This window comes from Nocardia sp. NPDC051900 (assembly GCF_044452545.1).
Taxonomy (GTDB): domain Bacteria; phylum Actinomycetota; class Actinomycetes; order Mycobacteriales; family Mycobacteriaceae; genus Nocardia; species Nocardia sichangensis.
Genome location: NZ_JBITBU010000043.1, coordinates 1 through 17897, shown reverse-complemented (window position 1 = coordinate 17897; position 17897 = coordinate 1). Strand labels below are relative to the sequence as shown.

Genomic DNA, 17897 nt, shown 5'->3' with positions numbered 1-17897 from the left:
CGAGCGGTCCCGGTCATCGACCCAACGCGTTGCGCATGGCCGACGCGGTCTTCGGCGGCCTCGTCGCGGCGGGCTGGCCGCGCCGCGAGGCCACCACGGTCGGCACGACCATGCGCTACTTCCTCACCGGAGCGTCGCTGGGATCGTTCGCCGCGGGCTTCCCCTCCGACGTCGCGGTATACGCCGACGCCTATCCGCACCTGAACGAGGCGCACCTGCTGGCCGAGCGGCAGCAGAGAATCGATCGGGACGCCTTCGAAGTCGGTCTGGAATCCCTGTTGGACGGGCTGGAGATCCGTTACCGGCTGCTCGCGGATGCCGGGTAACTCCGACCCGCGCACCGAAGCACACCCGTCGCCCGTACGCCTCGGCGCGAACAGGTACGCGGGCCTGACAGACCAGCCCGCCGACCGCGGCGACCATGCCTCCCGGTGCGGTGTCCAGGTGGTAGCTCGGGTATCGGCGCACCGTGCACGTCACCGAGATGGTCAGCGATCCGGCTTTCGTGTTTCCGGCCCGGCCCGGGTACTACGGCAGCGGCAGCGCCTGCGACTCAGGGAAGACGACCGGCAAGGCGGTCAGCGCTCGATGGAACGGACCGGGACGCCAGGTCAGCTCGTCGACCGGCACCGCGAGACGTAGCTCCGGCAGCGCGTCCAGCAGCTGATCGATCGCGTCCTGGGCGATCAGGTAAGCCAGCGAGTTCGCCGGACACGCGTGCGGCCCGCCGCCGAACGCGAGATGGGCGCGGTTGCCCGCGTAGCGTTCGGCGCGGATCGCCGGATCGGTGTTGCAGGCGGCCATGCTGATCACGACCGGCTGATGGGCGGGCAACCAGACGTCGTCGATCAGGATCGGCTGCTTCGGGAAGCTGAAGCAGAAATTCGCCATCGGCGGGTCGTTGAACAGCACCTCGTCGAGCGCGTCCCGGGTCGACAGACTGCCACCGAGCACGCTGCCGCCGAACCGCTCGTCGGTGAGAATCAGCAGCAGGGTGTTGACGATCAGATTCTGCTGCGGCTCGATGCCCGCGCCGTAGAGCGTGCCCAGCTGGTGGACCATCTCGGTGTCGTTCAGCCCGGATGGGTGCCTGAGCATGCGCGTGGTGATGTCGTCGCCTGGATCGGCCCGCTTCAGTACCGTCAACTCGGCCAGCGAATCGGTCAGCATCTTGTTCCCGCGTTCCGCGTCGATGCCCTCGAAGATCGCGGCCATACCGGTCGCGGCGCGCTGCGCGATCTCGGCCGGGCAACCCAGCATGGCGTTCAGCACCGCGAAAGCGAGCGGAAAAGCGTACTGGCGCACGATATCCGCTGACCCGTCCGCGCAGAACGAATTGATCAACGGTGTCGCCAGCTGCGCCACGGTGTCGTGCAAGCCGTACAGGTCGACCTTGGCCAGACCCGCGACGTTGGCCTGCCGATAGCGGGCATGCTCGGCTCCGGCGTTGCGCAACGCGTTCGGCCGCCACTGCATCATCGGCAGCACCGGGCAGTCGGCGGCGATGTCCTGCTGCCACGTGCGGGGGTCGGCCGGAAAGTGCTCCGGATCGTTCAAGATCCGCACGGCGGTGTGATACCCGAGCACCAAGGTGGCAGGCACACCCGGGGCCAATTCCACCGGCGCCAGCGATCCGTAACGCTCCCGCATCTCGCGATAGGCGCTGTGCGGGTCCGCGGCGAATTCCGCGGCGAACAAAGGAATCCGCGGGCCGTCGGTGTCGATCGGCGAACCGTGCGGTGCGCGGCTGTGTGCGGAGGGCGGGGACGTCGTCATCGAGGAGGCTCCAGGCGATCGGGCAGCAAGATTCGTGAGCCTAAGCAGCTCGCACGCCGTCCGCACCGGAAACGACTCGAGATGACCCCTCACTGCAAGTTGCTATAGAATTGCCCCGATATTCGACGCGTTGACCTGATCGAAGGCGAATCGCACCCGCTGTGTCGAGTGCGCCGGTCGAGCGCAGTAGCACGGCGGCCGTGCGCGAAACTGCAACCCGAGGACGGCACGCCATGACAGACGTCGACTTTTGCGTAATCGGCGGGGGATTCGCGGGATTGACGGCCGCACTGCGGCTGAAACAGATGGGCCGATCGGTGGCGCTGCTGGAAGCCAGGGACCGGCTCGGCGGCCGCACCTTCACCCAGGTACGCGACGACGGGTCGTGGATCGATCGCGGCGGCGCCTGGATCGGGCCGGGACAGGACCGCATCCAAGCGCTGATGACCGAGTTCGGCGTGCCGAGCTACAAGCAGTACACCGACGGCGAGGCCATGATGGTCGTCGACGGCAAGCAGCACCGCTACACGGGCACGATCCCGTGGACGATGAGCCCGTGGGCGTCGATGAACCTCGGCGCGGTGTTCCTCGAGCTGGGACATATGTGCAAGTCGGTTCCGCTGGAAGCGCCGTGGGCGGCGAAGAAAGCCGACAAATGGGATCAGGTCAGCCTGGCGCACTGGCTGGAAGCCAATGTCCTTTCCAAGCCCGCCCACGATCTGCTCGAGACCGCCATCGCGGGCTGCTACACCTCGGCGGCTTCGGAGGTCTCGTTGCTTTTCGTCCTGTACCAGATGGCCTCGGGTGGCGGGCCGAGCTTCGTCCTCGGCGTCAAAGACGCGGCGCAGGACGCGCGGCCGGTCGGCGGCATGGGCGCGATCTACCGTCCGATGGCGGCCGAGCTCGGCGATGCTATCCACCTCTCGCAGCCGGTCCGCTGCATCCATCAGGACGACTCGGGGGTGACCGTCCGCGCGACCGACCTCCGGCTGCGCGCGCGCCGGGCGATCGTCACCGTTCCCCTCGCGATCGCCGGCCAGATCTCGTACCGGCCGATGCTGCCCGCCGATCGCGCTTTCCTGCATCAGCGCATGCCGAGCGGTTCGATCATCAAGGTCTCCGTGGTGTACGACGAGCCGTTCTGGCGCGGTGACGGGCTGTCGGGACAGTCCGCCGCGCCGGGTTCGCCCGCGACGATCACCATCGATGCGTGCACGGACACCGGGCGGCCCGGAGTCCTGTGCGTCATCATCGAGGGACCGATCGCACGGCAGCTGGCCCGACTAGACGACGCGGAGCGCCGCAGCGCGATCCTCGCCGCACTCGTCGAGCGATTCGGCAGGCAGGCCGGCTCACCCGTCGACTACATCGAGCAGGACTGGAGCGCCGAGCGCTATTCCGGCGGCGGGATGCTCAGCCACGCGCCCACCGGTGTGCTCACCCAATTCGGCCACGCTCTGCGCGAGCCGTGTGGCCGCGTCCACTGGGCGGGCACCGAGAGTTCGGCGGTCATGTGCGGCTGGATCGACGGGGCCATTCGCTCGGGCGAACGCGCGGCCAGCGAAGTGCTGGAGCACGAGACCGCCGTGGTGGGCTGACCTATGCGCACCGAGGGAGACGTATGGGACATCGTCAGTAGTGTGGGGCTCACCGCGTTGGGCGTCGCGACGTTCCGGGCACTGGAGACATCCGCTCCCGATCCGTTGATCCGGGACGATTACGCGCCCCTGTTCGTCGCGGCCTCGGGCCATCAGCATTTCAACGGACTGTTGGCGGACCCTTCCCAACTGGACGACATCCCGCTGGTGCCCGGGTTCATGGGCTTCCGCACGAAGTTCTTCGACGACTTCTTCTCGTCGGCCGCGGCGCGGGGCGTTCGGCAAGCCGTTATCGTCGCCGCCGGATTGGACGCGCGGGCATACCGCCTCGACTGGCCCGCGGGTACCACGGTGTTCGAGATCGACCAGCCCAAAGTTCTGGAATTCAAGGAGAAAGTCCTCACCGAGAACGGCGCGCGGCCGAAGGCGGATCGTCGCCCGGTGGCCGTCGACCTGCGCGAGGACTGGCCTGCCGCGCTGCGCAGCGCGGGTTTCGAACCCGGCGAACCGACCGCATGGTCGGCCGAGGGCCTGCTGCCCTATCTACCCGGGGCCGCGCAGGACAAGCTCTTCGAGCACATCGACGGCTGGTCCGCCCCTGGCAGCGAGCTGGCCGTGGAGAGCTTCGTGGCGGGAACCGACGTCAAACGCTTCGCGAACATCGAGAAGAAGTATTTCGACCGCTGCAACCCGTTCGGCGACATCGATCCGGCCGAGTTGTTCTACGACGACGAGCGAGCCGATCCCGCCCGGTGGCTGGCCGGACACGGCTGGTCGGTGCGCAGCGACAGTCCGAGCCAACTCGCCGCGTCCTACGGGCGATCGGTCCCGGATCTGCCCGAGGAGCTCGACGAGCTGTGGCGGCAACCGAGGCTTCTGACCGCCGTGCGGTAGGCGCTACATCTTGGCGCTGCGGGCCATGACGAAGCTGTAGAGCCCGTAGGTGATGATGCCGAGGCCGGCGATCAGGAGCAGAACCATACCGAAGGGCTGCGCACCGAGCGTCTTGATGGCTCCGTCCAGTCCTGCCGACTTGTTCGGATCGGATTCGGTCGCGGCGATAATCACCAGCAACCCGACCGCGGCGACGGCCAGCCCCTTCGCGATGTACCCCACCGTACCGAGCCGCCGCACGAATGCGCTCGGAGTCCCGCGCAGGTCGTCGAGAAAGCTCTGGGTGGCGCCTTTGTACACGTGGTAACCGCCGACCGCGATGATGACCAGCCCACCCACGACGAGCGCGATCGTTCCCGCGGTGTGCTGCATCAGGCGTGCCGTGAGCCCCACACTCTGACTGCTGGTCGACTTCCCGCTGCCGCGGGCGAATCGGAACGCGGTGACGGCCAGTCCCAGGTAGACCGCGAACAGGGAGAAGGCTTTGACGCGGTCGAACACTCCTGGCTGATCGCCGCCGGCCCCCTGCTCGGACGCGCTGCCGAAGACCGACTCCGCCAGCCGCCACAGCGCCATGACCACGAACGCGGCCACAGCAGCCCAGAGGGTGAGCCCACCGCCCGGTCTATCGGCCAGTTCGGCCATCGCCCCGGATTGGTCGGCGTTGCCGCCGCCGCCGAACGCGAGCCGGATGGCGATGTAGCCGATGAGCAGGTGCACGAGACCGGACATGACGTAGCCCGCGCGGGCGAACCGCGCGAACACGCTGTTCTGGGCGATACGACCGGCGGTGCCGGAAAGACCGGTGTGAGTCATGCTGCTCCTCCGTCCCAGGTAGTACGACGGAGACCGCCGCAGGACACCGACCGGATACCCAAGTCCGTGGAGAAAGCACCTGTCCATCGCGGCGGCAGGATGCCCCGCGGTGCGCGCTTCGCGCGACAGCCACCCGAGTGCAAGGGGCGGGGTGTGCCGCAACACGTCGATGATCGATCCGTCCGACAGCTGTGCCGACGTCCTAGCGGCGGTGGCGGACTGGCAGCCAACGGGCATGATCGCGGAAGCCAGGATTCACAACTCGTGGGTCTTCCCCTGTTTCGAGGATGTTCTCGACCGACTCGGCATTAGCCGCGAGCATCGCGCGGTAGGACTCCTCGGTAGCGCCGGCCGCGTGCGGCGTGACGAGAAGCTTGTCGTTGCCCAACGCGATCAGCCCGAAGGGATCGTTCTGGTCGGAGGGCGCGGGCACGACGTAGTAGCCGTCCATGGCAGCGGCCGCGAGGCGACCGTCGAGCAACGCGGTTCGCAACGGCGCCGGATCTACGAGCTCCGCTTCGGAAGTGTTGATCAGAATCGCGCCGGGCTTGACGGCAGCGAGTTGTGCTTCGCCGATCATCCGGGCTGTCTGCGGGCCGTATGGAGCATGGAGACTGATGACATCGGACTCGGCGAGCAGCTCGGGTAGCTCGACCCGGCGAGCGGCGATGTCTCCTTCCAGTTCCCGTTTGGCTGTTCGACTCACGTAGACCACTCGCATCCCGAACCCGCCGACCGCTATCCGGGCAACGATGGTGCCGATGGTCCCCATTCCCACAATGCCCAGCGTCTTCCCATAAAGGTCGCGTGCCCGGGTCTCGGGCCATCGACCGGCCTTCGTTTCCATCGTCAGGTCTGTGATCCCGCGCCAGGCATCGAGCATGAGACCGATCGCGAATTCCGCGACCGCGCGTGCGTTGGCTCCGGGCGCGTTGGTCACCGCGATTCCCGCCGCGGTCGCTGCCGCGGTATCGATGTACGCGTGATACCCGACACCCATGAACGCTATGACTTTGAGGTCGTCGGCAGTGGACAACGCGGCAGCGGTCGCACGCTCTACACCACCGAGAATGTATGCGTCCTTGCCCAGCAGAGCGCGCGCCAATTCGACTTCGGACAGGTCGTGACGGCAGACTTCTACCTCGATATTCCGCTGACGGAGCCATTCGATCTCGGCTGCCTTCAATTCAGCCCCGGTGAGCAAGGCGCGATAACGGCTCGATCGACCGCGCACGGTCATGCGTCCTTCGCGGCGAGCCGGACTGCGGTGTCTCGCAGCAACTGCGCACCCTCCGACATCAGTTGCGGATCGCGAGCCAAGGCGACGCGGACGAACTTTCTCCCGCGCCCCGGCTGATTCCAGAAGAAGTTCGTTCCGGGTAGCACGTGCACTCCCTCCCAGATCGCCTCATGGACGAAATTCTCACACTCGAGTCCCTCGGGGAGCCGGAGCCAGTCCACCGAGACGGGCGATCGCGATTCGGTGACGAATTCCAATCCCCCGTCCGCGAGAATCGAGCGGAGGATAGCCCGATTTTCCAGCACGGAAGGAAGGATGCTGTGTTCGATGCCATGCTTCGAACTGTCCTCGATGAATTCTGTCAGCACCCGGAGATGGAAAGGAGAGACACTCTGCAACAGATCGTCGTGCAGTCGGTACATGTCTGCGTACATATCCGGACTACATACCGTCAATCCGACTTTCATCTCGCTGGTGGACCAGGTCTTGCCCGTGTCTTCGAGCACAATATAGGAGACTCCCGATTCCTCCAGGACCTCGTACTGCGACCAACCGTTCGGCAGAGGTGAGAAGAATCGAAAAGACGAGTCCAGAACCAGGGTGCAACGACGGTCGACGCAACACTGAACCAACGTTCTGAACCCCGGTTCGGACAGCGTCCATCCGGTGGGGTTGTTCGGCGAAACCAGCCAGACCACAGCAGGATCGAGCCGAGCCATCGCCGCAGGCAGGTCTTCGACGGTGCAATCCTGTTCCAGCAGCGGCACGAGCTCGACATTCTCGCGGCGCAAGATCGAGGAGATATTGTCGAACACCGGCTCGATCAAGGCGACTCGCTTTCCCGCGCGAGCGCAGTGGCTCACCACCATTGTTATCGCGGATGAGGCGGAATACGACAGCATATATCTGGATGCATCCTGATGCATCGGCTCGCCGGCCAGGCGCAGAAAAGCGGTGATGAATGCCTCTTCCAGCTCGGACTGCGATTGATTTCGCGCCTCGTGGAACAGCTCTGGAAATCGTCCGACAATTTCGACCTGGGAGGGCGTCAGCGGTTGACGGCAATGCGCATCGGATAGGTTTACGGCGCGATCGAGACTACGTCTCTCGTAGGTGGTGCTGGTTGTGCGCCCGAGCGGATTCGGATGATTCGAACTGTGCGTACGGATAAGTGTCACGGTTGGTCGACCTCCCAAATACTAGTTGCATGCTGATGCGATAGCCGGGCAGCCACAGCAGTTGACGAAACCGCGGAGTTCAAGCGGGTGGCCGGCTCCACGGTGAGCCTTTTCGCTGAGGAGATGAAGGAGTTTCGGTCCAAGGCGTCGGGAATTGTTGTATTCCGGTTCGACCGGGGTCGGCAGCCTCGGAATCCATTGACGACACGGCTGAAAATTCGGTTCCGTTGCGATGTCCGGCAGCCGGCTGTTTCACCTTCTTCTCGAAGGCGTAAATTCCACCGAGTCGGACGTCGAGTGAACCATCGGCATTTCGAGCAAGGGTGATCTGCGCGATATCCAGTATCCGCCTGGTCGCGGTGACGAGGAATGCTCGATTCACTTGGCCGGGCGCCCCGGGAATGGGGCCGGCGCGAGCCGCGATTCGGCCCAGCCCGATTCCGGCGCCGATACCGATCGTGGCTGCGGCCAGGATGCCTCCTGACGAACCGGCGAAGTCGACGGACTGACTCGCCCCGATACTTCCCATGGCTACGCCGACCCACATCAGACTGAAATGAAAGCCGAGGGCCTCTCCGAGTGCGTCCTCAGAAGCAGCAGCACTCATCCGATCGGTACAGGCCGGGAAAACAGCACCGGCCAGCACGCCGACCGCGAAAACGGCTAGGGCCAGCGAAACCGGCCCGATCGCGAGGGCGCAGAGCGACACTCCGATTCCGAGTCCGACCAGCAGAACGTAGGGCGAGATGGTTCTGGAGATCGCGCCGTACCCGTACCCACCGGCTACCGCACCGGCTGCGCCGATGGCCAGCACCAGTCCGATCGCATGCTTGGCATGGAAGTCGTGCATGGCCGTGATGACACTCAGTTCCTCCGCACACAGGACGGCGGCGGCTGCGGCGTATCCGACACATGCTGTCACGAAGCCGGTCTGCAACCAGGATCGCCGTGGGACCCGCCGTGACACTTCGCTCGTCTCGGTTCGCAGCGGTGGGTTCTGTCTCAGCAACAGGACACCGCAACCCACGGCCACCAACCGGACCACGAGCAGCACCATCGCCGTGTCCCAGATATTCATCACCGCGACGCCCAGCGGCGGCCCGACCAACAGCGACACATCCGCGGTCACCTCGTACGCGGCGAGCGCGGGCCTCCGCTCGCGTTCGGTCGTGGCGACCGTAATGGCCTGTTTAGCGACATTGATGACCGGTATTTCGAACCATCCCGCCAACGCCGCGAGCAACAGCAACACCGGAAACGGAGCGAATGGCGCGATGAGCCAGCAGATCCCGTTTACCAGGATCGATGGAGCCATGGTTGCGCGCAAGCCCGATCGATCGAGACGCGGGCCGCGCCGCAGCTCGGTTCCGGCCATGCACAGGTAGACCACAGTGCTCAACAAGCCCGCAGCACCGTAGGAAAGGTGCAACGTGTGCCGCACATGCATTACCAACAGCAGGGATTGGGAGTTGAGAACAGTCCGGAACAGCAGACTGATCAGCACCATATTGCATACTGTCCGATTTGCCAGAAGCTCTCGGTAGGCTTTCACTCCCACTCACTTTCGGGTGGAATATCTACTCCTGGCTATCGGACGAGCAGTCATCGATACGCAAAGCTAGCCGACGGATGTCGTCTCGAGCAGGGCGCACAACTCCGGGACGGCGACAGAGATGGCGTGTGCGAATTCGAGCATGTGTTGTTCGATGCCCTTGGAACCGCTCAGGTGTACGCCGAAGCTGCCGGCCTGCAGGATATAGCCGATCCCGATGCAATCGGCGGTCGGCGGCCCGAAACCGAAGAACCGAACATTGACCGACGACACAGCACTGGTACTGAGATAGTCGTCACGCAGAATCCGCCAGCCGGGGGATTCATAGATCGCGAGCGGCTTTTCGCCGTGCTGACGCTGAATTCGCTGTAGCTCCACGAGATGCCGTTCGGGAGCACGCCCCGCCTGGCATTCTCTGGTGTTGGCGACGTGTGCCCCCGCCGCGGCACGTAGCGCTTCGGCGCGAGCGGTGTGCGTAGCGGTCGAGTCGTTCATCAATGCCACGAAACGAACGACTTCGGGGGTGACCGCCCGGAGCGCCTCGGTGCGGCCGTGGCGGTAATGCCGCACGGCTACGGATTCGTAGGTGCTGCCGAGGAATCCCCTGGACCGTTGATGAGCCAGTTGGTAAGCCACTTGCACCAACGCATCCGGCGATATTCCGAGACGTTTGGCCGTGTCCGAGCCGAAGTCGTCGAATGTCACCACCTCCGTGGCGATCTCGCCCGCCTGTTTGCCGAAGTCGGCGGCGGCTTGCCGGATCTCGTGCCGCAGGTCCTCATCGAAACGGAATTCGATCGGTGATATCTCGGGCGCTCGGCCGGGCCGGTCCGCCGAGATGGCTGTCGCATTCGCCAGAATCGCGTCGCAGAAGCCGGCAACCGTGGTTCCGTCCAGGCCGGACTCCTCGATGTTGACGCCCGCGCGACCATCGGCGAACACGATGAATGTCAACGCCTTGTCGTACCAGCGGTTCTCGCCGTCACCATACAGGAGCGCGTTACAGGCCGAGCGTTCGTCTCGGGGTGCGAAGTCCTCGAGCGCGACGCAGAACAGTGCCGTCTCGATCGTCTCGAGCGCGGCGGCGTTGTCCGGATCTTCGAGGAGAGCCTGGCGGGCCCTCGCCCATGCCGCGCGCGGTTGTGTTGTCAGCGCTCCCGGCGACGGCTCCGCGGCCGGATCGGCTCCCCTGATCGCATCCAGCCCGGCGATCAGGTCCTCGATGCGATGTGGGGTACCGTCCGCTGCGAGGACATCCATTCGGAACGCTTGACGACGGAAATGGACGACGATGTGCCGGACCGTTGACGAGCCTGGTTCTCCGGCGCTGTGAGCGGAGCGCACGGCGTCGAATTCGATGCCGGGGATTCTGGTGGTGGAGAACAGACACCTGTTCTGGTGCATGGACACCGGACGGCCGCGAAGAATCACGGGCGAAATCATCTCGGCGTCGAGTTCCAGTTTGTACGCGGTGGCGCGCGCGATCAGTTCGGCGGCGCGTTCGAGTTGACCGTGCTCCGAGTCCGTGAGCAAGAAGAAGGAATTCGCACTGAGCGCGATACTGTCGCGGTAGCCGAGATGGCGAGATGTCCAAAAGGCGTCGAGCCAACTGTGGACGCCCGGCGTCCGATCGAATCGCTCGATCTCGGCCTGCCACGTCCGGGCCGGACTGTCCAACGCAAGGAATTGATCCACGGCCGCTGTCGTGACCATCAGTTCCTCGTCGGTCAACAACGGCGAACACCGCTCGAGAAACCGCTCGCACGTTTCCTCCAGCGTCGGGATGGGGAGTCGCGGCAATTCGTCGTCGTAATCGAATGTGCTGCCGGACATCTCGCCGACGGGTTTCTCGCTCACCGTCAGAGTGTCTCATCGCCACCGCAACGACTGGCTCCAGTGGTGGGAATGCCGGGCGCGGCCATTCTGGCGCAGTACCGAACTATAAACTATGGTTCAAGATTCGAAGTCACCGGCATGGGACGCCAGGATGTAGCGGAGGTGCTCCACTCGGCCGGAGACGGTGCGAAACCGGCCCGCACCGCGCCGGAGATCCGCTCCCGATTCAAGTCATACTATGGCTGACTGCAGTCAGCCTTGGGTGTTCTTGCGCTGGTTGGCATTGAAGCGCGCCTTCTTCTGACGATTCCCGCACGTGTTCATGTCACACCATTTGCGGGTGCGGCTTTGGCTGGTGTCGAAGAAGGCGGCTCGGCAGGTCGGCGAGGCGCACAAGGCCAGTCTTCCGTCCCGTTCGCCCGCGATGATGCTGATCGCATCGGCGGCGATCACGCCTAGGGCATCTTCTACGCAGGAAGCGGAGCTGAGTCGCCATCGACGACTGCCCTCGGATGTCAGAACGGCCGCCGCCCGACCCCGAATGCTGCAGTCATTGATGACTTGGACAGCGGACGCAGGAAGAGCGTCTCGGATCGCGGCCGCTGTCGCGACGGCGTGAATCGATTCCCGCAGTTCCCAGGCGAGTTCCAGCTGGGCGGTAGTGCAGGAGTCCACGGCCAGGCCGTACACGACCAGCCAGTCGACGAGTCGCTGCGGCGTGGGAATGCGTTCCACACGGTCGCCATGGCGCTCGGACAGCGTCCCCGTGAAGCTGGTCGCTAGCACGTTACCGAGGCGAAAGTCAGGGAGCCCAGCAGGCATGGAACCACCCTAGCTGGTTGCCGGCTGACGCGAAGCCATGCTAGAACCGTCTTAGCCGGTTCTCGATAGGCCGAAGCCGGTTCCGCGATGAACAGGAGGTCTCATGCCTGCACTTGGCCACCTCGATCCGGTCTTCACCCCCGACCCCGTCGACGTGCAAGCATTCGAAGCCCACGCGGCCGACGCCGTCCTCGACGATCTACGCACGCGACTGGCCACAGCGCGGCTACCGGAGGCCGAGACGGTCTATCGCGCCGCCCCCGGCCCTCGCAGATGGGAACAGGGCGTTCCGCTCGCCGACCTCGTCGACGTCGTGAACTACTGGCGCACCGGGTACGACTGGCGGTCGTTCGAAGCGCGCCTCAACCGGATCGGCCAGTTCCGCACGACCATCGACGATCTGGGAATCCACTTCCTGCACCGCCGATCCGAGCGCGCAGATGCCACTCCCCTGATCTTGACGCACGGCTGGCCGGGCAGCATTGCCGAATTCATCGATGTAGTAGATGAGCTGGCAGATCCGAAAGACGCGGACACGCCGGCGTTTCACGTCGTGGCCCCGTCGCTGCCAGGCTTTGGTTACAGCGACAAGCCGGCCACCACCGGCTGGGGAACCGAAAAGATCGCGGCCGCATGGGTGCAACTCATGGAAAGGCTCGGCTACAGCAAGTTCGCAGCCCACGGCGGCGACTGGGGAGGTGTGATCACCACGGTCCTCGGCGGCAGGTTCCCGGCGCACGTTCTCGGCATCCACACAACGACCGCGCAGGCACCGCCCGGGTTGACAACGGAAGGACTGACGGCGACCGAGCGCGAATGGGCGGAGGAAACCCGCGATTTCTGGCGCCACCACGCGGCGTACGCGAAGCAGCAGGCGACCCGACCGCAGACCATCGGCTACTCGCTCGTCGACTCACCGGTCGGGCTTCTCGCCTGGATCCTCGACAAGTTCGCCGAGTGGACAGATACCGAAGACAGTCCGTTCGAGACGATTTCCAGAGACCGCGTTCTCGACGACGTCACCCTGTATTGGCTGACGTGGACCGGCGCATCGTCGGCCCGCATCTACTACGAGAGCCACGACTCGCTCGACCCCGAACTTCGGGTCGACGTCCCGTCGGCGATCACCGTGTATCCCCGCGACATCGAGAAGTGCCCGCGCCCCTGGGCACAGGAGCGGTACCGACAGATCGTCCGATGGAACTCGCCCGAAGCCGGGGGACATTTCCCCTCACTCGAGGTCCCCGAGTATTTCGTCAAGGACCTACAAGAAGGCCTCGCAGCAGTGCTGGACGCCAATCGGTGAACGCGACTGGGGTGCCGAGCGCGCGCGACCCGCCAGCCGAGCGCGCCCGGGCCGGCGGAGATCTCGTAGCGTTGGTCGAGCCATCCAGCCGGTAGCGGAATCATCCGTATTGAGCGGGGTCCCAGGTACGGGTCGGCTTGTTGGTGATGATGAACAGCAATGCCTTGATCATGATGTCACCTCCTTCCTGGGGCTCGGTCGGGCGTGGACGGGGCTTGTGGGGGTACGCAGCAGGGTGAACGGCCTGGGGGTCGCGGCATTGGTCACGATCGGGCGGGTATCACCGCCGCTGATGACGCGCATAGCGGTGTTCTCGATGAGGGCGGTGGCTGCGTCGGTGACCAGATCGTGGGCGACCGCGGCGCCTGCGCAGGTGAAGGGGCCGGAACTGAAGGGCACAAATGGGCCGTGCTCGCTCCGTCGAATCCAGCGGTCGGGTTGGAATGTCCCTGGTCTGGTCCAGTGTTTGTCGTCGTGATGGAGCAGATAGGGGCTGACGGACAGCAGGTCGCCGGTCTGGAAGGCGATACCCCCGAACTCGGCGGGATAGGGGACGGGACGGCTGACCATCCAGGAGACCGGCCGGTGCCGCAGGGCCTCACGTACCACCCAGTCGACGGGCCAAGGCCATGGTGCGCCGGGAGAGTGGAGACTGCCCAGCAGCACCGACCACGCGAGCGAGTAGCCCAGTGGTCCCACAATGGACCGGAACATCAGCACATACAGCTGCGCCACCGTTGTATCGGCGACGCCGTCGGGACAGGCACCGATCACGGCATCGAGCAGATCCCGTGGTTCGGCTTCCGCACTGCGGCCGGTGGCGCTGCGCCGGTCCCGGATCTGCTCGTTCAGCGCGGTGGACAACTTGACGCGCAACAGCTGCGCCCGCGCCCGCTGCGCCATTCGGGCCGGGCGAAGCGCGCCCACGCGTGCGTTTCGCTCCAGTGAATGCCGCAACTCGGGAGAACCATCGGGGTGCAGCAACAGGTCCGCGGTGCACCGATACACCAGCTCGACCCCCGCTGCGGGCCAGCGGGTGACGGAGGGCATTTCGGTCACCGCCGCCGCCAGGGACTCGCGATACTTGGGCGTATGCGTCCGCAGAATCGCGCGCACCGCACGGCCGAAATCGACCTGAGCAGACCGCGAAGGCAGCATAGAACCGAAGAAACCGGACTTCTCCGCATTGAACGCGCGGTCACTCAGCACCGTCAGTGCCAGATCCGTATCGCCGACACACCACCCGCCCCACGGCAACCCGAACACCTCTACCGGGCTGGTCCGGCGCAGATTCTCGAGGAAACCCAACGGATCACGCCGGAACCGGCGCATCTCTGCAAAACCCATCGGAAGGTCCTCTCATAGAGAGGGTGAGCGATTCATCAGATTTTTCGAGCGGCTTTATCCACTGGCGGTGCGTACAAACGCAGATCAAGCATAGTCTCGAGTAATTTTGCAAGCGAGGCCGTGGGGGTCGACCATGAGGTGAGTACCCGGCACCACCGGGCCTATCGAACACTGTGCCGGCAGTGATGTCGGTTCACGATCACCCGCGACGGCCGGGCAACCGGGCATCGAGGTCTAAACGATGTGAACTCCATCCGCCTCGGCGAGGGTTCCCGCTGCCACGCGCGCGTACATGAGCATGTCGCGGCGTCGATCGCCGACCTTCTGCCACGATCTGAGGAGCCCTTCGCATTCGAAACCGGCTCTCTCCGCAGTGCGGATCGAAGCGCGGTTCCAAGGTTCCACATAGAGCTGTAGTCGTGGGATATGCAGCTCTTCCAGCGCCCAGGTAGCCATTGCCGCCAGAGCATGCGCTGCGACGCCATGGCCGCGGGCAGAGCGAACCACCCAGTAGCTGAGCGATGCGCGGCCTTCGTCGATGTCCTTCAACCACAGGCCGATGCTTCCCAGTGGTGTGTTGTCCGGTCGCCGGACGATCACCATCGGGTATCCGGTTCGATCGGTCGCTGGTTGCCGCTGGCGTTCGACAAACCTCGTTGCGGCCTCGAGCGAGAAGGTCGCAGGCACCGTGGTTATAGGAATCAGGTCGTCGGCAGAAGCTTCCCTCACAAGCTCGAGGTCTGCCGCGGACAACGACCACGGGCGGAGTTCCAATTCTGCGGTGGCTCTCAGATGCGGTATTTGCAGAGCATCGTCCATGGTCGACCTCCCCACAATATGCACAGGATATCGGCCCGGTGTCACCCTTACCACTTCCATTTCCGAGTACCGCATGCACACGCCCACCCCGCAATGCGATGGCCTCGGGCAGGCATCGGCCGGTTCACCGCGCGATAGGTAGTACCGAACTCCCTCGGGCTTGGGTTACAGCGTCAACCTTCCCGGACACGGCACTAGTATTCTCGCTGGTTTCTCGCGGCGGGCCTGGGATTACGCGGTTCGCGTTCGCCTGATCCCGGCGAGCGCGGGTGCGAGCCGGGCGGCGGTGTTGCCGGGTAGCAGCATGGCGCGTGCGGCGCGGAATCCCTGTTGTTTGGAATGGACGCAGATCCGATTCCCAGAGCGACGTCATTTCCATGCGCACACCCCGAAGGTCTTCTGCTCGGTCATGGGGACAGGGCCGCCGCGGTCCACCAACGAACCACCTACTGGATTCTCCGTGGCGGGTTCCGTGGTCGGCACGGATGGCACCGGGGTGGCCCGTTCCTATCGTTATGGACATGGAAATCACCACGAAGACCAGCACCGACATCACCATCGAACTCGAAGTGGCCGACCCCCGAGCCGCCGCCGCGATCTACGAGTCCGCCTTCGGGCTCGGTGACCGGATCGGGTTCCGCGCCTCGCAGACACCCAGCACCGGATTCCGCGGATTCCTGCTGTCGCTGGTCGTCTCCCAGCCCTCCGCGGTCGACAGCCTCGTCATCACCGCCCTCACAGCCGGGTTCACCATCGTCAAACCGGCCAAGAAGAGCCTGTGGGGATACGGCGCGGTCCTGCAAGCACCCGAAGGCACGATCTGGAAGGTCGACACCTCCAACAAGAAGGACGTCGGGCCGTTCACTCGCGAGATCGACAACCTGGTATTGCTGCTCGGCGTGGCAGATGTCAAGGCCAGCAAGCAGTTCTACGTCGATCGCGGGTTCACGATCGCGAAGAGCTTCGGCGGCAAGTACGCCGAGTTCGCCAACCCGGGTTCGCCGGTGACCCTGGCGATGTATCCGCGCAAGGCCGCCGCCAAGGACGCCGGGATGTCGCCGGAAGGCAGCGGATCGCACCGCATCGTGATGGACAGCGGCATTGGTTCGTTCACCGACCCGGACGGGTTCATGTGGGAAGCCACGGCCTGAGCACACAAGTCGACCAGCGGCAGAACAGCAGGAGAAGGCTCATGAAGTTTCGGACCCACGTCGAACCGCCCGAGCCCATGCGTGGCCTGGAAGTTCCGCCCGAGGTGGTGGCCGCGCTCGGCGAGGGCGCGCGGCCACCGGTGAGGATCACGATCAACGGGCATTCCTGGAAGAGCCGGGTCGCCCTCATGCGCGGCCGCTACCTGCTCGGCCTCAGCAACGCCAACCGGCAGGCCGCGGGTGTCGAGATCGGCGAAGAAATCGAGGTCGAGGTCGAACTCGACACCCAGCCTCGTGTCGTCGTCGAACCGCCGGACTTCGCCGAAGCTCTGGACGCCGACCCCGTCGCCCGCGCCGCGTACGACGACCTTGCCTACAGCCGCAAGCGCGAGCACGTGCACGCCATCGAGAGCGCGAAGAAGCCCGAGACGCGTCAACGGCGCATCGAGAAGGCCATCGCCACCTTGCAGGGCTGAAATTCGCTAGCGATACTCCGCCGACTGGCTACACGGGTCAGAGGAACGCCACCAGTGCCAGTAACTGAATCCGCTTCCGACCCGACGGCACCCAACACCCGCACCGATCCGAACACACTGAAATACCGCGACGCGCATCTCCGCCTGCTCACGCGCCCCTCGGATGCCAGGCTCGGGAACCAAGGCAGGGTCGCCGATCCACGGGCGCACTGTTTGCTAATTCATTGCTAACGCAGTTATCCGGCTGCGGGCCGGGAGCCGCTTGACCGTACTAACTGGGCGTCCTTGGCGAATTCGTGGGCTCTGGCGCACTTTCGATGATCTTGGGCTCACCGATAGTGTCGGGGACAATGGATTGGGCTATAGATCCTGTCCGTGGTAGTCGATGGTGCCGCAGATGCTCTGCTTCGGTTGCTGTTCCCGCGTTGGTCGCAGGTCCGCGTCAGCGGTGTGACCGCGTCGCGGATGACGGTTCGATTCGAGGTGGCCGCAGCCTCGCCGATAGCGGTCTGCCCGCTGTGATGTGGCCTCGATGCGGGTTCATAGTCGCTATCGGCGGCGGCTGACCGACCATGCCGTGGGCGGTCGCGCCGTGGAGATCCGAGCCTTCTCACCTGACGTGCACGTCGCGCTCGCCGGATCGGTCGAGCTAGCGATGGAACTCGGCGTGGCTTCGGACGAGATCCTGGATTCCGATGAAAAGGTCGATGCCTCCTTCCTCGACTAGCGAGCGGAAGGCCACAGCCGACGCGGCAACCTATCCCTCAACTTGCGTCTGCGCCCAGTCCCGGCCGGGGTGGCGCGTTGGCTTCCGACACAAGACGATTCCGTTCCCTTCGCGTCGACGGATAGGTCTCAGGGGTGCAGTAGCATTCGCCGAAACTGTCGGATATGGCGCACCTGAAGGACAAGCAATGCCACAACATGATCAGGGGGCACCGACTCGATGGGAACTGGAGCGTGAGTGAGGATCAGCCCGCCATGGCGGGCCTCGGAGAAGTGCTGTCGTGCATCGGGCCGACCTGCGGGGACACCGTCAACTGGAGTGCGGCGGAGAAGATCTACGAAACTGCTTTTCCGGCCGAC

Annotated in this window: 17 protein-coding genes; 8 read left to right on the top strand and 9 right to left on the bottom strand. The window is 64.8% G+C overall.

Annotation, left to right across the window (positions count from 1 at the left end; genetic code table 11):
- The coding region (locus ACIA5H_RS36685; protein ID WP_397080859.1) for a TetR/AcrR family transcriptional regulator C-terminal domain-containing protein at nucleotides 1–326 on the top strand (326 nt) is incomplete at its 5' end.
- A 202-nt stretch (nucleotides 327–528) separates the two neighbouring features.
- On the opposite strand, the gene ACIA5H_RS36680 is transcribed toward ACIA5H_RS36685, so the two are convergent.
- The gene (locus ACIA5H_RS36680) at nucleotides 529–1776 is read right to left on the bottom strand and encodes a cytochrome P450 (protein ID WP_356961010.1); all 1248 of its coding nucleotides are present in this window, start codon (nucleotides 1774–1776) and stop codon (nucleotides 529–531) included.
- A 233-nt stretch (nucleotides 1777–2009) separates the two neighbouring features.
- On the opposite strand from ACIA5H_RS36680, the gene ACIA5H_RS36675 reads away from it, so the two are divergent.
- Both ACIA5H_RS36675 and ACIA5H_RS36670 read left to right on the top strand, forming a co-directional pair.
- Nucleotides 2010–3374, top strand: a complete 1365-nt coding sequence (locus ACIA5H_RS36675) for a flavin monoamine oxidase family protein (RefSeq protein ID WP_397080856.1) — start codon at nucleotides 2010–2012, stop codon at nucleotides 3372–3374.
- 3 nt (nucleotides 3375–3377) lie between these two features.
- A complete protein-coding gene (locus ACIA5H_RS36670) occupies nucleotides 3378–4268 on the top strand; it encodes a class I SAM-dependent methyltransferase (protein WP_397080854.1) in 891 nt (296 codons plus the stop codon).
- A gap of 3 nt (nucleotides 4269–4271) precedes the next feature.
- Here ACIA5H_RS36670 and ACIA5H_RS36665 read toward each other — a convergent pair whose 3' ends face one another.
- The 6 genes from ACIA5H_RS36665 to ACIA5H_RS36640 all read right to left on the bottom strand — a co-directional run bounded on the left by ACIA5H_RS36665 (nucleotide 4272) and on the right by ACIA5H_RS36640 (nucleotide 11712).
- Nucleotides 4272–5084: a DUF1206 domain-containing protein gene (locus ACIA5H_RS36665; protein WP_397080852.1), complete on the bottom strand. Its 813-nt coding sequence runs from the start codon at nucleotides 5082–5084 to the stop codon at nucleotides 4272–4274.
- 202 nt (nucleotides 5085–5286) lie between these two features.
- Complete coding sequence (locus ACIA5H_RS36660) at nucleotides 5287–6324, bottom strand: 2-hydroxyacid dehydrogenase (RefSeq protein ID WP_397080850.1); 1038 nt, start codon at nucleotides 6322–6324, stop codon at nucleotides 5287–5289.
- Nucleotides 6321–7502: a pyridoxal phosphate-dependent aminotransferase gene (locus tag ACIA5H_RS36655; RefSeq protein ID WP_397080848.1), complete on the bottom strand. Its 1182-nt coding sequence runs from the start codon at nucleotides 7500–7502 to the stop codon at nucleotides 6321–6323. The genes ACIA5H_RS36660 and ACIA5H_RS36655 overlap by 4 nt, the downstream gene beginning before the upstream one ends.
- Nucleotides 7503–7581: 79 nt before the next feature.
- Complete coding sequence (locus ACIA5H_RS36650; protein WP_397080846.1) at nucleotides 7582–9009, bottom strand: MFS transporter; 1428 nt, start codon at nucleotides 9007–9009, stop codon at nucleotides 7582–7584.
- A gap of 111 nt (nucleotides 9010–9120) precedes the next feature.
- A complete protein-coding gene (locus ACIA5H_RS36645) occupies nucleotides 9121–10911 on the bottom strand; it encodes a choline/carnitine O-acyltransferase (protein ID WP_397080844.1) in 1791 nt (596 codons plus the stop codon).
- Between the two features lie 231 nt (nucleotides 10912–11142).
- Nucleotides 11143–11712: a CGNR zinc finger domain-containing protein gene (locus ACIA5H_RS36640; protein ID WP_397080842.1), complete on the bottom strand. Its 570-nt coding sequence runs from the start codon at nucleotides 11710–11712 to the stop codon at nucleotides 11143–11145.
- 103 nt (nucleotides 11713–11815) lie between these two features.
- Here ACIA5H_RS36640 and ACIA5H_RS36635 point away from each other — a divergent pair, with 103 nt between their 5' ends.
- Nucleotides 11816–13018 (top strand): epoxide hydrolase family protein, encoded by a 1203-nt coding sequence (locus ACIA5H_RS36635; RefSeq protein ID WP_397080840.1) that lies wholly within the window; start codon nucleotides 11816–11818, stop codon nucleotides 13016–13018.
- Between the two features lie 168 nt (nucleotides 13019–13186).
- Here ACIA5H_RS36635 and ACIA5H_RS36630 read toward each other — a convergent pair whose 3' ends face one another.
- Both ACIA5H_RS36630 and ACIA5H_RS36625 read right to left on the bottom strand, forming a co-directional pair.
- Nucleotides 13187–14365, bottom strand: a complete 1179-nt coding sequence (locus ACIA5H_RS36630; RefSeq protein ID WP_397080838.1) for a cytochrome P450 — start codon at nucleotides 14363–14365, stop codon at nucleotides 13187–13189.
- A 234-nt stretch (nucleotides 14366–14599) separates the two neighbouring features.
- The gene (locus ACIA5H_RS36625) at nucleotides 14600–15184 is read right to left on the bottom strand and encodes a GNAT family N-acetyltransferase (protein ID WP_397080835.1); all 585 of its coding nucleotides are present in this window, start codon (nucleotides 15182–15184) and stop codon (nucleotides 14600–14602) included.
- A gap of 521 nt (nucleotides 15185–15705) precedes the next feature.
- Between ACIA5H_RS36625 and ACIA5H_RS36620 the strand changes: the two genes are divergently transcribed.
- From ACIA5H_RS36620 to ACIA5H_RS36605, 4 genes are all read left to right on the top strand, one after another.
- The gene (locus ACIA5H_RS36620; protein ID WP_397080833.1) at nucleotides 15706–16335 is read left to right on the top strand and encodes a glyoxalase; all 630 of its coding nucleotides are present in this window, start codon (nucleotides 15706–15708) and stop codon (nucleotides 16333–16335) included.
- A gap of 41 nt (nucleotides 16336–16376) precedes the next feature.
- The gene (locus tag ACIA5H_RS36615; protein ID WP_397080831.1) at nucleotides 16377–16811 is read left to right on the top strand and encodes a YdeI/OmpD-associated family protein; all 435 of its coding nucleotides are present in this window, start codon (nucleotides 16377–16379) and stop codon (nucleotides 16809–16811) included.
- A gap of 532 nt (nucleotides 16812–17343) precedes the next feature.
- A complete protein-coding gene (locus ACIA5H_RS36610) occupies nucleotides 17344–17538 on the top strand; it encodes a hypothetical protein (RefSeq protein ID WP_397080829.1) in 195 nt (64 codons plus the stop codon).
- Nucleotides 17539–17702: 164 nt separating this feature from the next.
- On the top strand, nucleotides 17703–17897 hold a 195-nt coding region (locus ACIA5H_RS36605), incomplete at its 3' end, for a hypothetical protein (protein WP_397080827.1).

Bases quoted from the DNA above. Each gene is read 5' to 3' on its own strand.
- ACIA5H_RS36680 (WP_356961010.1), bottom strand. From the start codon at position 1,776: ATGACGACGTCCCCGCCCTCCGCACACAGCCGCGCACCGCACGGTTCG.
- ACIA5H_RS36675 (WP_397080856.1), top strand. From the start codon at position 2,010: ATGACAGACGTCGACTTTTGCGTAATCGGCGGGGGATTCGCGGGATTG.
- ACIA5H_RS36670 (WP_397080854.1), top strand. From the start codon at position 3,378: ATGCGCACCGAGGGAGACGTATGGGACATCGTCAGTAGTGTGGGGCTC.
- ACIA5H_RS36665 (WP_397080852.1), bottom strand. From the start codon at position 5,084: ATGACTCACACCGGTCTTTCCGGCACCGCCGGTCGTATCGCCCAGAAC.
- ACIA5H_RS36660 (WP_397080850.1), bottom strand. From the start codon at position 6,324: ATGACCGTGCGCGGTCGATCGAGCCGTTATCGCGCCTTGCTCACCGGG.
- ACIA5H_RS36650 (WP_397080846.1), bottom strand. From the start codon at position 9,009: ATGGTGCTGATCAGTCTGCTGTTCCGGACTGTTCTCAACTCCCAATCC.
- ACIA5H_RS36640 (WP_397080842.1), bottom strand. From the start codon at position 11,712: ATGCCTGCTGGGCTCCCTGACTTTCGCCTCGGTAACGTGCTAGCGACC.
- ACIA5H_RS36635 (WP_397080840.1), top strand. From the start codon at position 11,816: ATGCCTGCACTTGGCCACCTCGATCCGGTCTTCACCCCCGACCCCGTC.
- ACIA5H_RS36630 (WP_397080838.1), bottom strand. From the start codon at position 14,365: ATGGGTTTTGCAGAGATGCGCCGGTTCCGGCGTGATCCGTTGGGTTTC.
- ACIA5H_RS36625 (WP_397080835.1), bottom strand. From the start codon at position 15,184: ATGGACGATGCTCTGCAAATACCGCATCTGAGAGCCACCGCAGAATTG.
- ACIA5H_RS36620 (WP_397080833.1), top strand. From the start codon at position 15,706: ATGGAAATCACCACGAAGACCAGCACCGACATCACCATCGAACTCGAA.
- ACIA5H_RS36615 (WP_397080831.1), top strand. From the start codon at position 16,377: ATGAAGTTTCGGACCCACGTCGAACCGCCCGAGCCCATGCGTGGCCTG.
- ACIA5H_RS36610 (WP_397080829.1), top strand. From the start codon at position 17,344: ATGCGGGTTCATAGTCGCTATCGGCGGCGGCTGACCGACCATGCCGTG.